At 70.2% G+C, this 14,733-nt stretch carries 15 protein-coding genes; 3 read left to right on the top strand and 12 right to left on the bottom strand.

All coding sequences use genetic code 11. The features are described 5' to 3' along the window. Window positions 1–12 precede the first annotated feature (12 nt). Window positions 13–1,011 carry a hypothetical protein gene (locus Amac_RS26895; RefSeq protein ID WP_155357194.1) on the top strand — a complete coding sequence of 333 codons (999 nt, stop codon included), beginning with the start codon at window positions 13–15 and terminating at the stop codon, window positions 1,009–1,011. Then, window positions 1,008–2,225 (top strand): hypothetical protein, encoded by a 1,218-nt coding sequence (locus Amac_RS26890; RefSeq protein ID WP_155357193.1) that lies wholly within the window; start codon window positions 1,008–1,010, stop codon window positions 2,223–2,225. The genes Amac_RS26895 and Amac_RS26890 overlap by 4 nt, the downstream gene beginning before the upstream one ends. Here the strand turns inward: Amac_RS26890 and Amac_RS26885 are convergent. The 4 genes from Amac_RS26885 to Amac_RS26870 all read right to left on the bottom strand — a co-directional run bounded on the left by Amac_RS26885 (window position 2,222) and on the right by Amac_RS26870 (window position 5,726). Further along, window positions 2,222–3,016 (bottom strand): SAM-dependent methyltransferase, encoded by a 795-nt coding sequence (locus Amac_RS26885; protein WP_155357192.1) that lies wholly within the window; start codon window positions 3,014–3,016, stop codon window positions 2,222–2,224. The genes Amac_RS26890 and Amac_RS26885 overlap by 4 nt on opposite strands. Before the next feature lie 190 nt (window positions 3,017–3,206). Beyond that, window positions 3,207–3,596 (bottom strand): RidA family protein, encoded by a 390-nt coding sequence (locus Amac_RS26880; protein WP_155357191.1) that lies wholly within the window; start codon window positions 3,594–3,596, stop codon window positions 3,207–3,209. Between the two features lies 1 nt (window position 3,597). Then, entirely contained in the window at window positions 3,598–4,737 is a 1,140-nt protein-coding gene (locus Amac_RS26875; protein ID WP_155357190.1) for a M24 family metallopeptidase, read from the bottom strand. Further along, entirely contained in the window at window positions 4,734–5,726 is a 993-nt protein-coding gene (locus Amac_RS26870) for an amidohydrolase family protein (protein ID WP_155357189.1), read from the bottom strand. The genes Amac_RS26875 and Amac_RS26870 overlap by 4 nt, the downstream gene beginning before the upstream one ends. Before the next feature lie 95 nt (window positions 5,727–5,821). On the opposite strand from Amac_RS26870, the gene Amac_RS26865 reads away from it, so the two are divergent. Beyond that, window positions 5,822–6,832, top strand: a complete 1,011-nt coding sequence (locus Amac_RS26865) for a LysR family transcriptional regulator (protein WP_155357188.1) — start codon at window positions 5,822–5,824, stop codon at window positions 6,830–6,832. Here Amac_RS26865 and Amac_RS26860 read toward each other — a convergent pair. The 8 genes from Amac_RS26860 to Amac_RS26825 are packed head-to-tail and all read right to left on the bottom strand — an operon-like array spanning window position 6,816 to window position 14,724. Next, window positions 6,816–7,559, bottom strand: a complete 744-nt coding sequence (locus Amac_RS26860) for an SDR family NAD(P)-dependent oxidoreductase (RefSeq protein WP_155357187.1) — start codon at window positions 7,557–7,559, stop codon at window positions 6,816–6,818. The genes Amac_RS26865 and Amac_RS26860 overlap by 17 nt on opposite strands. Next, on the bottom strand, window positions 7,556–8,272 hold the full coding sequence (locus tag Amac_RS26855) for an SDR family NAD(P)-dependent oxidoreductase (RefSeq protein ID WP_155357186.1): 717 nt from the start codon (window positions 8,270–8,272) through the stop codon (window positions 7,556–7,558). The genes Amac_RS26860 and Amac_RS26855 overlap by 4 nt, the downstream gene beginning before the upstream one ends. Beyond that, entirely contained in the window at window positions 8,269–9,114 is an 846-nt protein-coding gene (locus tag Amac_RS26850; RefSeq protein ID WP_246268729.1) for an amidohydrolase family protein, read from the bottom strand. The genes Amac_RS26855 and Amac_RS26850 overlap by 4 nt, the downstream gene beginning before the upstream one ends. A gap of 37 nt (window positions 9,115–9,151) precedes the next feature. Beyond that, window positions 9,152–10,849, bottom strand: coding sequence for a thiamine pyrophosphate-dependent enzyme (locus tag Amac_RS26845; protein ID WP_170322664.1), 1,698 nt, complete (start codon window positions 10,847–10,849; stop codon window positions 9,152–9,154). A gap of 2 nt (window positions 10,850–10,851) precedes the next feature. After that, window positions 10,852–11,826 (bottom strand): oligopeptide/dipeptide ABC transporter ATP-binding protein, encoded by a 975-nt coding sequence (locus tag Amac_RS26840; RefSeq protein WP_155357183.1) that lies wholly within the window; start codon window positions 11,824–11,826, stop codon window positions 10,852–10,854. Then, window positions 11,814–12,782: an ABC transporter ATP-binding protein gene (locus Amac_RS26835; protein WP_155357182.1), complete on the bottom strand. Its 969-nt coding sequence runs from the start codon at window positions 12,780–12,782 to the stop codon at window positions 11,814–11,816. Before Amac_RS26835 ends, Amac_RS26840 begins: the two co-directional genes overlap by 13 nt. Then, window positions 12,779–13,672: an ABC transporter permease gene (locus Amac_RS26830; RefSeq protein ID WP_155357181.1), complete on the bottom strand. Its 894-nt coding sequence runs from the start codon at window positions 13,670–13,672 to the stop codon at window positions 12,779–12,781. The genes Amac_RS26835 and Amac_RS26830 overlap by 4 nt, the downstream gene beginning before the upstream one ends. Then, window positions 13,669–14,724 carry an ABC transporter permease gene (locus tag Amac_RS26825; protein ID WP_155357180.1) on the bottom strand — a complete coding sequence of 352 codons (1,056 nt, stop codon included), beginning with the start codon at window positions 14,722–14,724 and terminating at the stop codon, window positions 13,669–13,671. Before Amac_RS26825 ends, Amac_RS26830 begins: the two co-directional genes overlap by 4 nt. Between the last annotated feature and the right edge of the window lie 9 nt (window positions 14,725–14,733).

Here is a 14,733-nt window from a genome sequence, read left to right as displayed (position 1 = left end):
AGGGGAGACGCGGTGAAGCAGGTCCTTGGCGCGCGCGGTGAGGCGGCCATCATCGATGTGACCATGCTGGGCGCGGTGGGCGTCGGCAAGACCACGTTGCTGGCCTCCATGTACGAGCAGTTCGGCAACGTCATCGGCACGGCCGACCTCGCGCTGGTGGCCGAGCGCGCCACCTCGGTCACGCTGCAGGGGTACATCAACGACCTGCACCGGGTCACCGACACCGTGCGCGCCAAGGACGGCCTGGCCGGCACCGGTGAGGTGCGCGAGTATCTCTTCCAGGTCGGCAGGAAGGGCCGCCCCCCGTTATTCGACCTGCGTTTCACCGATTACCCGGGGAAATACCTGATCAGCCCGGAGATCGACGGCAGCAACATGTTCGACCGGGCGATGAACCGGGCTGACGTCGTGGTCGTGGCGATCGACACCCCCGCGCTCATGGAGCGCGACGGCAGGTACCACAATTTCGTGAACGCTCCCGGCATCGTCATCGACACGATCATGCGCATGGTGTCGATCGACACGCCGCGGCTGATCCTGCTGGCGCCCTTGAAGTGCGAGAAGTGGATGGCCACTTCTGATGGGGCGAACGAGCTGGCCGATCGGGTGCATCGCGCGTACCGGCCGTTGCTCAGCCAGCTCGGGGGCGGGGCCGTGCGGGCCCGCACGGCCTGCGTGCTGACGCCGGTCCAGACGGTCGGCTCGGTCATCTTCACCCGGCTGGAGGAGGAGCAGACCGGCCATCCGATCTTCCACTTCCGGCTCAAGAAGGCCGGTCTGAAGTACGCCCCCATGGACACCGACCAGCTGCTGCGCTACGCGTTGCGTTTCATCATCAACAAGTACAGGACCAACGACCGGGGCCTGGTCAAGACGTTGTGGGAGAGCATCATCGGCACCGACCTCGCCCTGGCGAACGCGGTCTACGAGGTGGCCAAGGACTGCAGGACCTCGGGCGGCTTCGCCATCGTGCAGGATCACCCGCTGCTCATCAGTGAGCGGGCGTCATGAGCCTGTCCTGGTTCGTGAAGTCGCGGGGCAGGCGGGCCACCGACGACTACGACTGGAAGCCGATGGGGGACGCGCGGCTCTCGCCCGCGGACATCTTCGAGGAGGGCTTCGACGGCATCCGGTTGCAGCGGCTGGTCAACGACGAGAAGCCGGGCCTGCTCCTGATGAACAAGGGCGGGCGGAACATCCTGGTGGTGACCGGGTTGATCCCGCCGGGCAATCCCACCGAGTTCGCCGGCCGGCAGATCCGGGCGATGCTGCTCGGGGTGGGCGGCCCTGACGATCTGACGGCGTTGGTGGCCGTGGCCGCGCGTGCGCTGCGGGGGACGCTTGAAGCCGATCTTCCGGTCGCCTATCCGCCGATCAGCGCCGGTGGTTTCACCGTCGATTCCGCCGCCTGGGAGGCGTACGTCAGGGACGCGGCCAAGCGGCTGACCGGTGGGACGGTGACCGCGGACGCGCAGCGGCTCGATCCCGACCAGATGGAGTTCCGCCGGAAGGTCGCCGACGATCTGATCGGATCGCATGCGGAGAACGCGATCGCCCGGATGCGCGATCGCATCATCGTGCTCCGGACGACACTGCTCGACAGCACGCAGATCTTTCACCTGAAGGTGTGGCGCTGCCTGTCGGACGCCATCGAAAGAACGCAAGTTCCGAAGGCGTCCTCGGACGCCTCCTTCACCGATGTCCTGCAGAAGAGCGTGGCCGGCGCGGCCCGCCACTTCAACGACCTGCGACGCACCTTCCTCATCGTCGGCGTCTCCCTCGTGGTGGGCGCCGCCGTCCCCTATACCCTCCAGGCGTCGGAGCCCGAACCCAGCCCCACGCCCAAGCCACAACCAGAAAGCTCAGCGCCGGAGAGTTTCCGCGCCTTTGTCGAGACTTCGAATCCCAAAAGCGTGAAACCCGGCAGGATCGCCACAAGCACGTGGCTGGTCATCAACGCGGATGCGGCCAAATGGCTTGACGTCGAACTCGTGGAGGGGACCCAGGGCGGTGACGAATGCGCATGGCGGCTTCCTCAGGCCATGTCCGCTCACATCCGCCCCGGCGGAACCCATCTTTTCACGATCGGTGTGTCGGGCACCGTCAACAAGATGTGCACGCGTGCGTGGAATGTTGTGGAAAAAGACAAGGGTGCCCTGAAAGGACTCCAGAAATCGGGTGCCGAGGTGAATCAGATAAATATTAATGTGCGCGTTGCAGACTAAGGCTTTCTGGCCACGGCGCCTTCCACGATGAGGCGGCTGCGGATGGAGTCCATGGCCGGGCGCCAGCGCTGGACGGGGACGAGGCCGGGCTCCTCGATCTCCATGCCCTCGAAGAAGTCGAGCATCTCCTCGTGGGAGCGGAAGGTGGACTGCGCGGGGCTGCCGGCCGTGGACGCCTTGAGCTGCGTGAGCACCTCCGGCTCGCTCTCCGAGCTGCTGTGCGAGATGACCACGTAGCTGCCGGAGGCCACCTTGTCGCGGAACGCGGTGACGATCCGGTACGCCCCCTCCTCGTCGGAGACGAAGTGCAGGACGGTGACCATAAGCACCCCCACCGGCCGGTCGAAGTCGATGAGCGCCTTCACGTCCGGGTGCCCGATGATGTCCTCGGGCCGGCGGATGTCGGCCTCCAGGGTGATCACGCCGTCGTCGGTGGCGAGCAGGGCGTCGTTGTGCACCTTGACCAGGGGGTCGTTGTCCACGTACACGACGGTGGCCTCGGGGTGGATCTCCCTGGCGACCTCGTGCACGCTCGGGGAGGTGGGGATCCCGGTGCCGAGGTCGATGAACTGGGTGACGCCCTGCTCGGCGAGGAATTTGACGGCCCGGGTGAGGAAGGCCCGGTTCGCCCGCACGACCGCCCGGGTGTCCGGGGCGACCGACAGCAGCCGTTCCGCGATGGCGCGGTCCACGGCGTAGTTGTCCTTACCTCCGAGGAGGTAGTCGTAGACCCTGGCCGAGCTCGGCACCTTGGAGTTGATGCCGTCGGGAACGCGCGTGAGCTCGTCCATGATCGTCTCCTCGTTCCAAAAAGAAGTTACAGCGGTGATCATAGGCCCCCGCCGCGCTCTTACAGTCCCTTCAGTACTGGGGCGGCACGGTTTCCGGATGATGATCCTGCAGTCGGACACCGGGCTGCTCGAAGCGGCGGCCGGTGCCGTCGTGGCGCAGGCTCGCGCACATTAGCCCTCCACAGGGGTGTCATTCCAGGACGGCGGTCATCAGGACGTGGATGATCATGCCCATGCCGAGGGGCATGATGTGTGTGTTGCGGGCCGGGCGGTCGTCGTCATGGGGAAACATCTTGATCCACTCGGCGTGTACGAGGGGTCGATGGGCGTCATCGGTGAGGTTGAAGATGACCATGGCGATGTCGTCTGTGGTGCCGCCGGCGTTCTCCACGATGGTGCGCATGTGCTGGAAGACGAGTTCCACCTGACGGGCGGGGTCCTCGGGCACTTGCCCGGATTCGGGGTCCATGCCGTGGACGCCGCTGGAATAGACCATGTTTCCGATGCGGATGCCCATCGGGATGGGGGCGGTGCCGTGGCGTACGCCGGGCACGTCGATGACCTGGCGGCGTTTGGCCATCTCAGACCACCACCATTTCGCGGTGGTAACGGTTGAGGCTGTGGGCGCCGGTGGGGGTGCAGACGAAGAGGTCTTCGACGCGGGCGCCGACGTGGCCGGGCCAGAAGATCGACGGCTCGATGGTGAAGGTCATGCCTTCTTCCAGCACCGTGTGGTCCTCCTCGGAGATGAAGGGGCGCTCGTGGGTGTCCAGGCCGATGCAGTGGCCGGTGCGGTGGCGGAACCGGTCGCCGTAACCGGCGTCGACGATCACTTGGCGGGTGGCCCGGTGCACGTCGGCGGCGGTGGCGCCGGGTAGGGCCGCGGCCATGCCGGCGGCCTGGGCGGCGATGACGATGTCGTAGACCCGGCGGTACTCTTCGCCGGGCTCGCCGAGGTGCACCGTACGGCCGAAGTCGGAGCAGTAGCCGTCCACGACCGTACCGAAGTCGAAGGAGACTCCGAGGCCGGGCACGAGGGCGTTGGCGCTGACGCGGGTGGAGGCGTCGCGGCCGTCGCCGGGGCCCATCGCGAAGACGCCGGTGTCGAAGGAGGACGTGCGCCCACCATGTTTGCGCATCAGGTAGTCGATTTCGGCGGCGATCTCCAGTTCGGTCACGCCCACCGCGACCCGGGGCGTGATCTCGGCCATCACCGTGTCGCAGATGAGGCTCGCGCGCTCCAGGGCGTGCAGTTCCTCCGCGGACTTCACCCGGCGCAGCGGGTTGAGCACGGTGTCGAGATCGACCAGGCGTACTTCCGGAAGGGTTTCCAGGATGCGTACGGCGGTCGCGCCGAAGGTCCGCGCGGACACGGCGACAGTGCGGGGCGGGCCGTGCTTGCGCAGGAGCCCGGCGAACACCGTCGCCGCGTCGTCTGTGTTGGCGACCGCGACGACCTCGCCGTCGATGCCGCCGGGCAGGTTGAAGGCGGCGTAACCCTGAGGGATCACGTAGACGGGTTCGGCGCCGGGGCGGAAGAGCGCGCCCGCGACCCACTGGTTGGCGTACTCGTTGTTGCCGAACGAGGCCATGCGACGGGGGAACCCGGTCAGGTACTCCAGGTCTCCCGATGGTGGGCAGAAGGCGAGGTCGATGCCTGCCGCCGTGAGGGCCTCGGAGAAGCGGGCGCGACGCCCCGGGTGGTCCATCGGCACGGTCACAGCGCCGCCTTCCAGCGGCTGAACACCGTGCGCGCGTTGCCGTGGAAGACCGCTTCGCGCTGTTCGGCGGTGAGCCAGCCGATGCCTTCGACCACCGGTTTGAGGTCGTCGAGCGTGCGGCCGACCTCCGGGTCGTAGCCGGAGCCGATCCCTGGCGCCTCGGTGGCGAACAGGCAGCGGTCCGGGCCGGCTACCTTGAGCAGCAGTTCCAGCGCCTCGGGGCTGTACAGGACGGTGTCGAAGTAGAGGCGGCGCAGGCTGTCGTCGAAGCGCTCGGCGTTCTTCTGCAGCCGCTGGGCACGCCAGCGGCCGATCTGGTATGGGATGGAGCCGCCACCGTGCGCCACGATCAGCTTCAGGCCGGGGAAGTCCGTGAAGACCCGCGACTCCACGAGGGAGAGGATCGCGATGCTCTCCTCGGTGATGAAGTGGTTGGAGTACGACTCCCGGGGGTTGGCGCAGGCCGCGGTGTGGATTAGCGCGGGAACGTCCAGCTCCACCATCTTCTCGTAGAGCGGATACCACCACTCGTCGCCCAGGGGCGGGCTCGCGTAGTCGCCCTCGCCCGGGTCCGGGTTGAGCACGCAGCCGACGAAGCCCAGTTCGGTGACGCAGCGCTCCAGTTCGGCGACGGCGCAGGCCGGGCTCACCCCGGCGGACTGCGGCAGACCGGCCACGCCCACGAAGACGTCCGGGTAGGCCGTCACCTGCTTGTGGATCATGTCGTTGACGTGTTCGGTGTACCAGTGCACGATCCGCTCGGGTTTCTGCGAGTGCATCATCGCGAACGGCCGGGGGGAGATGAACTGGGTGTCCACGCTGAGCTTGCGCAGCAGTTCGACATGGGGCTTGGCCGCGTCGACGACCTCCTCGTCGGAGCAGGCGGGGCGGCCCTTGCCGTGGAAGCCCTTGCTCGCGATCAGCTGCGCCTGGTAGGCGTACAGTGCCAGCGGGGCGCTGATGTGCCCGTGCACGTCAATGATCTGCATAGCTTCGACCGTAGGTACCGGCCGGCGGAGGGGTCCAACGCAGAGTGCCGATGCGAACCATCGGGACCGCCGATGGTATGGCGTACGCTGCGTGAATGGCTGCGGAGCTCAGGCATTACCGGTACTTCGTGGAAATCGCCCAGCGGGGTAGTTTCACGGCGGCCTCAGCCGCGCTGCATGTGACCCAGTCGGCGCTGAGCGAGCAGATTCTCCTGCTGGAGCGGCATCTGGGCTGCAGGCTCTTCGACCGGGGACGGCACGGGGCGCGGCTGACGGCGCACGGCGAGGCCCTGTTCGACCAGGCGATGCTGCTGCTCAGCGTCGCCAACGAGCTGGAGCAGTCGGCCAAGTCCCGGCAGCGGCACCGCGGCCAGCCGCTGCGGCTTGGAGTCACCATGGGACCGCTGCTCGTCTGGCTGCCGGAGGTGCTGGCGAACCTGAGCCGGTCACACGAGAAGCTCGACATCCGCATCGAGGACATCATCACCGCCGAGATCTTCCTGAAGGTCAGTATCGGGCAGTTGGACCTGGGTATCGCGAGCCTCGGCGACGACGGGCTGTCCGTGTCGCCGGGTGTCGGCATGGAGGTGCACTCCCTGTTCGAGGATGACTGGGTGATCATGGTGCCGGACGGGCACCCGTTCATCGCCGACGGCTCGGTGCCCCTGGCGGCCCTGCGCGACGAGCAGCTGGTGCTCTTCCCCAAGCAGTACACGCTGCGCACCGTGCTGGACGAGTTCTTCGCGAAGGCGGGGGTGTCGGTCTCCCCGGTGATCGAGACCGGCTGGATGGAGATGGCGATCCGGTTCGTCGAGGTCGGCATGGGGGTGACCGTGGTGCCCCGGGCGGTGACGCTGCTGCCGAGCAGCAATGTGCACGTGGTGGAGATCGACGAAGCGTACAAGCCGCGCCGGGTGCTGACCGCCCTCTACCGTTCGGACACGCCACGGCGTAAGACGATCGAGAAGCTGCTCCGGCTGGCCCGGGAGCATCTGCCCGAGCCGGGCAGCTGGCCGCCCCGGATGGACGCCGACGCCGCGGCGCTGGTCGCGCCGAAGACGGCGATCACGATGGAGAATTCGGCACAGCTCAGGGATCACCACTGACGTGGATCACCTGGCCCGTCACATAGCCCGCGTCGGCGCCGGCCAGGAACGCGACCACGGCCGCGACGTCTTCCGGTGTGCCGATCCGGCGCAGCGCGATGCCCGCGGCCGCCTGCGCGGCGTGCTCCTCCCAGGTGCGCCCACGGCGCTCGGCCCCCTCGCGGGTCATCCTGGTCGCGATGAAGCCGGGCGCCACCGCGTTGACCGTCACGCCGTGCGGGCCGAGCTCCAGGGCCAGTGATCGAGCCATTCCGGCGATTCCGGCCTTGGCCGTGCCGTAGTTGACGTGACCGGCTATGCCGCGTGCCGCGATCGAGGAGATGAGCACGATCCGGCCGTACCCTTGGGCGGTCATGGCCGGGGTGACGGCCCGCACGGCGGTGAACGCCCCCGTGAGGTGGCTGGTCAGCACCTCGGTCCAGTTCTGGTCGGTCATCTCGGTGACGGGCGCGCCACGCATGACGCCCGCGCACGGCACGAGGACGTCGATCCGCCCGTGCCTGGCCAGCACGCGCCGGACCACGTCCTCCACCTCGGCCCGGTCGCCCGCGTCCGCCGCGTACGCGCCGGCCCCGGGCAGCGTCCGCGCGACCTGTGCGGCGGGCTCGGGGTCCAGGTCGAGTACGGCCACGGCCGCGCCCTCCTCGGCCAGCCGTCGGCACACCGCCGCGCCGATTCCCCGGCCGCCGCCGGTCACCACGGCCACGCGGCCTTCCAGCCCTCTCACCGGAGCACCCGCCCGCCGTCGACCACCAGCACGTGGCCGGTGATCCAGGCCGCCGCGGTGGAGCAGAGGAAGAGGATGGGGGCCACGATGTCCTCGACCGTGCCGAGCCGTCCGAGCGGGATGTTCCGGGCGACGGCACCGGCGGGCGGGCCGTACAGCGCGGTGGGCACCGGTCCCGGGGCGACGGCGTTGACGCGCACGCCGTGCGGGCCGAGTTCGGCGGCGGCGGAGCGCGTCAGCTGGGACACCCCGCCCTTGCTCGCGTCGTAGGCGATCTCGGGTGTGGGCGAGGCGATGATGGACACGATCGAGGACACGTTCACGACGGAGCCCCGCCGCCGGGCCGTCATCGTGCGGGCGGCCTCGCGCAGGCACAGGAAGCTGCCCTTGAGGTTCACGGCGAGCACCCGGTCCCAGTCGTCGTCGGTGTGCTCCAGCAGTGGCCTGGTCACCGCGATTCCCGCCGCGTTGACCAGCAGGTCCGCCCCGCCCAGGCTGTCGGCCGCGGCGAAGACCCGCCGGACGTCGCCGGGGCTGGTCACATCGGCCGTCACGGTCCGGATGCCGGGCGCCTCAGGCAGACCGGCCGGGTCGAGGTCGGCCGCGACAACCTGGGCGCCGCGTGCGGCCAGGGCGGTCACCACACCGTGGCCGATGCCGCTGCCCGCCCCGGTGACCACCGCGACCGCCCCGTGGAACTCCTGCACGATCATTGGGGATCCAATCCGAAGAGCCGGGCCGCGTTGCGATACAGCACGTTCTCCACGACTTCGTCCGGCAGCCCGAACGACAGGTAGCGGTCCACTGTGGCCTGCACCGGGCAGAACGGGTAGCCGGTGGCGAACAGGAAGCGGTCCGCGAGGTACGTGCGCATCGCCAGCACGTAGTCGTGCTCGCCGGGCAGGCCGGGAAAGTACACGTCCGGCAGCAGCCACACGTTGGGGCGGCGGAAGGCCACACCCAGCGCCGCCTGCGCCAGCGGCCATCCACCGTGGACGTTCACCAGCGGCAGCTCGGGGAAACGGATCGCCACCTGCTCGAAGCGCAGCGGGTCGCTGAACGACAGGTCGGGCCCGGTCTCCCCGCCGCCCATCAGGAGCGCCGGCAGGCCGAGAGCCTGGCACGCCTCGTACACCGGGTTGATCCTGGGATCGTCAACGTAGGCTGGTTCGTCGGCGATGCCTGGTTCTATGACGATCGCGCGGGTGCCACGCTCGTGGAGCCTGGCCACCGACTCGGCGGCGGCGTCGGCGAAGGGGTCCACCGCCGCGTACGGGAAGAAGAACTCCGGCCGTTCCGCGCAGGCGGCGAGAACCGGCTCGTTGCCCTGCCCGCCCCACCACCGGTTTGGCGCCCGCGCGGGTATACCGGCGCGCACGATGCCCGCCTTGTCGCATTCGGTGAGGTAGCCGTCGAGGTCGGGGCGTTCCATGCTGGGCGTCGGCCGCCAGCCCCTGGCCCGCACGTTGCGCAGGGTGCGCTCCAGGTTGACGTACGTGCGATCGGGGAGAAACGCCGCTATCGGCGGCCGGCTGCGCGCATCGATGATCCGCATGTCGCTCACGTTCAGGTCCTTCCTCGGTTGAGCATGCTCAGCGCACTCGGACGGCCACGACGGCGGGGACCCCTTCGCGGGTCCGCGCGAGCCCTTCGCGGAGCGCCTGCGCCACCTGGTCGGCGTCGTCGATGTACCGCCCCCAGCCGCCGGCCGCGGCGGCCTCGGCGGCGTAGTCGGGCGGCGGGTCGAAGACGCCTCCAGGGAATCCGGCAGCCTCGGCGTACCCGCCTGGATAGAAGTGGCCGGCCTGGACGGTGCCGGTGCTGTAGCGGCCGTTGACGAACACCACCGCCAGGTACGGGGCGCCCGCGTGGCGGGCGGTCCAGAGTGCGGCGCCGGGCGACCCGAACCAGTAGAAGCCGTCGCCGGAAGCGAGCACGATGTCCCGTTCCGGGGCCGCGAGCTTGGCGCCCAGTGCCGCGCCTGACCCCCATCCGCCCGCGCTGCCGCTCTGCGCGAAGAACGACCCCGGCCTGCCGCCGCGGTGGTGAGCTCGTACGTGCGGGGCGTTGGAGACGGCCTCGTCGAGCAGGATGGCGTCGTCGCCGAGGAGCAGGCCCAGCTCGTAGGCGACCCGGCGGGGGTCGACCGGGCTTCCCGGTGCCGCGATGGCCTCCGCGTCCTGTCGCGTGTCGAGCGCGGCGCGGCGGCGTCGGCCCTCGGCCAGCCGGGCCTGCGCGCGGCGGCGGGTGACCGGTGTGTGCGCGTCGCGGAGCGCGGCGACCAGCGCGGCGAGCCCGTTCCCGGTGGTGCACGGGATGCGCAGATCGGCGGGATGCTCGACGATCGGCACGTCGGCGACGAGCACATCCCGGCCCAGCCAGGCGACCGTGGCGTCCTCGGGAGGCGCGTCCGGGCCGCCGTCGGGCACCCACGGAATATGGCGGTCGACGACCAGGACCAGGTCCGCCGCGCCGAGCGCCGGTCCGGTGGCCAGCATCGGGTGGCGTGAGGAGATGTTGAGGCGCTCGCGCCAGCCGCTTTCGGTGACCCAGGCGCCCGCCAGCTCGACCAGTTCGGTGAGCAACGGCACGGTCCGCGGGTCCCGCCCGCTGGCGCCGGTGACGATCATCGGGCAGTCGGCATCGGCGATCAGGCGGGCGAGCCGGGAGATGGCCTCCGGATCCGGGTGTGTGGGCGCGGGCAGGCCGAGCCGTCCGGTGTCAGGGTAGGGGAGATCGGGCGCCTGCCCCATCACCACGTCGCGGGGCAGGGTCACCATGGCGGCTCCGCTGGGTTCGCTGCGCGCGATCTGCAGCGCCCGGCTGACCACCAGCCCGGGATTGTCGAAGGAGGACAGCCGCCAGTCCCATTTCAGGTACGGCCGGAACAGCGTCCGCTGGTCGACCGGCTCCTGCAGCCAGTACACCGGATGATCGCGCCCGCCGCGCCGGACACCCGGTTCCGAGGTGGGCGGCGAACCCGCGAGGATCAGCACGGGTTCGCCGCAGCGGCGCAGCGTATGCCAGGCGGCCCCCATGTTGAGGGTGCCCACGTCCACGTGCGCGGCGACCGCGGCCACCCCGCCGCCGGCCATCGCGAACCCCATGGCCGCGTTGAGACCCACGGTTTCGTGCAGCACGGGGACCAGGCGCGGCGCGGGCAGGCCGTGCGCCTCGCGCCGGGCGATCTCCTCCTGGAACACCATCACGTCGGAGCCCGAGGCGAAGAACAGCACCCGGACCCCACCGGCGACCATCGCGTCGACGAGCGGTTCCGCGACCTCTGCCATCATCACCCCTGCACCGGCTCGACCAGGGCGGGCACGTCGGTGCGCCAGCAGGCGGCGGAGTGCGCGGAGCCGACCTCGCTCAGGACGGGGTCGTCGGAACGGCAGCGGTCGGTGGCCAGGACGCAGCGGGGCGCGAACCGGCAACCGGCCGTGGGCAGGGCCTCCCGGCGTGCCGACGGCGGGCGGACCGGCTGCCGCTCCGGGTCGGGCGGCAGCGAGGAGCCGATCAGGAGCCGGGTGTACGGATGCCGTGGCGCCTCGCACACCGCCTCCGTGGGGCCCTGCTCGACGACGGCGCCCGCGTACATCACCACCATGCTGTCGGCCAGGTGGCGCACCACGGGCAGCGCGTGGCTGATGAACAACATCGCGGTCGAGAGCCGCTGCTGGATCTCCAGGAACAGGTTCATGATCTGCGCCTGCACCGAGACGTCCAGCGCGGAGACGGCCTCGTCGCAGACGAGCAGCGACGGCTCCAGGGCGAGCGCCCGCGCGATGTTGGCGCGCTGCGCCTGACCGCCGGAAATCTGGTGCGGGTAACGGTCGGCCAGCGACGGGTCCAGGTGGACCGCGCCGAGCAGTTCGGCGACCCGGGAGCGGAGCGCGGCCCCGCGTGCGGCCCGGTGGATCACCAACGGCTCGGCGATCGACCAGCCGACGGTCTTCCTGCTGTCCATCGCCTGCACCGGATCCTGGAAGACCGCCTGCACCGCCGAACGGTACGCCCGGCCCGATCCGGCCAGTAACTCGGCGAGCGGCCGACCCTGGTAAAGGATCTCACCGGCGTCCGGGCGTTCCAGTCCCAGGACGAGGTTGGCCACGGTGGACTTGCCGGAGCCGGATTCCCCCACCAGGCCGACGATCTCTCCCGGCTGGATGGTCAGCGACACGTCCCGGACCGCCGCCACGGCGCGGGGGCCGACGGTGAAGGTCTTTCGGAGGTTCCGCAGCTCCAGCAGCGGGGTCACCATCGCCATATCGGTTCCCTTCGTACATCCTCGGCGAAGTGACACGCCACATCCGTCCCGTTCAGGTGCCGCGGGGACGGTGCCGAGGTCCGGCACAGGTCCTCGGCGCGCGGGCACCGGGACGCGAAAACGCAGCCGCCGCGGGTGGCGGTCCCCTGGGGCATCGCCGGAAGCGGTGTCTTCCGCGGCCCCTCCAGCCGGGGCACGGCCGCCAGCAGCCCTTGCGTGTATGGATGCCCGGCGTGCCGGTAGAGCGCCGCCGTCGGGCCGGACTCGACCACCTGCCCGCGGTAGAGCACGAGCGTGTGCTGGGCGACCCGGGCGACCACGCCGAGATCGTGGCTGATCAGCATCAGCGCGAGGTTCTGCTCCTTGCGGAGCTCGTCGAGGATCTCCAGGATCTCCGCCTGCACCGTGGCGTCCAGTGCGCTGGTCGGCTCGTCCGCCACGAGCAGGCTGGGCTCGGTTACCAGCGCTCCGGCGATCATCGCGCGCTGGAGCATGCCACCGCTGAACCGATGCGGGTAGTCGCCGAGGCGCCGCTCCGGGTCGTCGATGCCGACCCGCTTGAGCAGCTCCAGCAGCCGCTCCCTGCGGTCCGGCCACAGGCCCGCCGCGCGGAGCCCGTCGACGAGCTGCGCGCCGATGGTCCTGGACGGGTTCCACGACCCGAACGGGGACTGGAAGATCATAGCGATGCGGCGGGCCCGCAACCGGCGCAGTGCCTCTCGGCGCAGGCCGAGCAGGTCCCGGCCCTCGAAGGTGAGCGCGTCCGCGCGGATCGACACGGCCGGGTTCAGCAGGCGGCTCAGCGCGAGCGCCACCGTGGACTTCCCGCTGCCCGACTCGCCGACCACGGCGATCGTCGCGCCCGGCTCCAGATCGAAGCCGACACCGTCCACGGCGGGCTGGTCGGCGTTGGGGTAGCACACGGTCAGGCCGCGTACGGACAGGATCGGGCTCATCGCAGACCTCCGCGCCGGCGCAGCCTGTCCCCCAGGGACATGAAGTTGAGCGTGACCAGGAACACGACACAGCCGGGCAGGACCGCGGCCCACCAGGCGGTGAGCGCGTACTGTTTGGCGTCGGCGATGAGCAGGCCCCACTCCGGAGTGGGCGGCTGGGCGCCCAGCCCGAGGAAGGACAAGCCGGTGAGGGCGATCAGCGCCTGCCCCAGGTCGAGGGTGTAGCGGACGAGCACCTGGTCGTAGGTGTGCGGCACCACGTGCCAGCGCAGGATCTGCGGGCCGGAGGCGCCCAGCGTGCGGGCGGCCCGCACGTGGTAGTCCTTGATCAGGGACAGCACCTGGCCGCGCACCATCCGCGCGTAGCTGGGCCACCAGAGCGAGACGAGCGCGATCAGCGCCGAGGTGAGCCCTCGGCCCAGTGACGCGGAGATGGCCATCGCGAAGACGAGGTACGGGAACGCGAGGAACACGTCCACGATCCGCATCAGCACCCGGTCGATCGCGCCGCCGAACCACGCGGCCGCCGCGCCGTACACGGTCCCGAAGAGCGCGGCCGCGGTGACCACGACCAGGCTGGTGCCGATCGAGTAGCGGGCGCCGTGAATGACCCGGCTGAAGATGTCCCGGCCGGCGTCGTCGGTGCCGAACAGGTGTGCCGCGGTCGGCGGCTGGAATCGTTGTGAGACGTCCAGGTGGTAGGGGTCGGACGGGGCCAGCCAGCCCGGCGCGAGGAGCAGGGCGGCTATCGTGAGCACGGTGGCCGCGGCCCAGATCTGCGACCAGGTCGGACGGCGCGGCGCACGTGACCGGCGCGCGGCCGCGCCCGGCGCGGCGGCGGGCGGCGGCCCTCCTCCCGGGCTCCCGGCGTGGGCCTGCGATGCGGTCATCGGGCCTCCTTCAGCCGCGGGTCGAGCATCGGATAGATCATTCCGACGAGCGCGTTGACCGTCACGAAGACCACCGTGGACAGCAGCGTGATCGCCATGATCGCGTTGTAGTCGAAGGCGCTGAACGCCTGGTAGGCGTACAGGCCGAACCCCGGCCAGGAGAAGATCACCTCGACGATCACCACGCCGCCCAGGCTCCAGCCGAGCTGTAGCCCCAGCATGGTCACGACGGGGTTGAGCGAGTTGCGCAGCGCGTCGACGAACACGATCCGCCGCTCCTTGACGCCGCGGGCCCTGGCCGTCCGCACGTACGGCCGCTTGAGCTGTTCCTCCAGCGAGGAGCGCATCAGCGTCATCGTCACCGCCAGATGGGTGACCACCAGCGTGACGACCGGCAGCGCGAGTGTGCGCAGCGCCTCCCCGATGAGCGGGAGTTGCCCGGTCAGCGCGGTGTCCACCAGCCCCATACCGGTCACTTTCGGCACGCCGGTGCCCTCGAAGTCGAAGTTGCCCGCCACCGGGAACCACTGCAGCTTGCCGGCGAAGACCACCTGCAGCACCAGCCCCACCCAGAACACCGGCACGGCCACGCCGATCACCGCGCCGAAGCGCAGGAGCAGCGTGTGCGGCCCGCGTGGCCAGTAGGCCCAGGCGATGCCGGCCAGGATGCCGATCACGGCGTAGATCAGGTACGACGCGAGGATCAGCTCCAGCGACGCGGGCAGCGCGGTGAGCAGGTCGTCGATGACCGGCTGGCGGGTCTGCAGCGACCGTCCGAGGTCACCGGTGATGAGATCGCCCAGGTATCTCCCGTACTGCGCGGCCAGCGGCTGGTCCAGCCCCATCTCGGCCCGGACCTCGGCCACCTGTTCGGGACCCGCGTCCAGCCCGGCCGCCAGCCGGGCGGGGTCGGCGGGCACGATCCGGCTGAGGACGAAGGTGACGGACACCGCGACCCACACCACCAGCAGGATCCACATGAGGCTGGCGAGCAGCCTGAGCAGCCGCGATCCGGCCCGCAACCGCATGGTTCGTTCTCTGTTGTCCGTCACCTCCGCCCT

The sequence above is a fragment of the Acrocarpospora macrocephala genome, from assembly GCF_009687865.1.
GTDB lineage: Bacteria > Actinomycetota > Actinomycetes > Streptosporangiales > Streptosporangiaceae > Acrocarpospora > Acrocarpospora macrocephala.
This window is presented reverse-complemented; position numbering and strand designations above follow the sequence as displayed.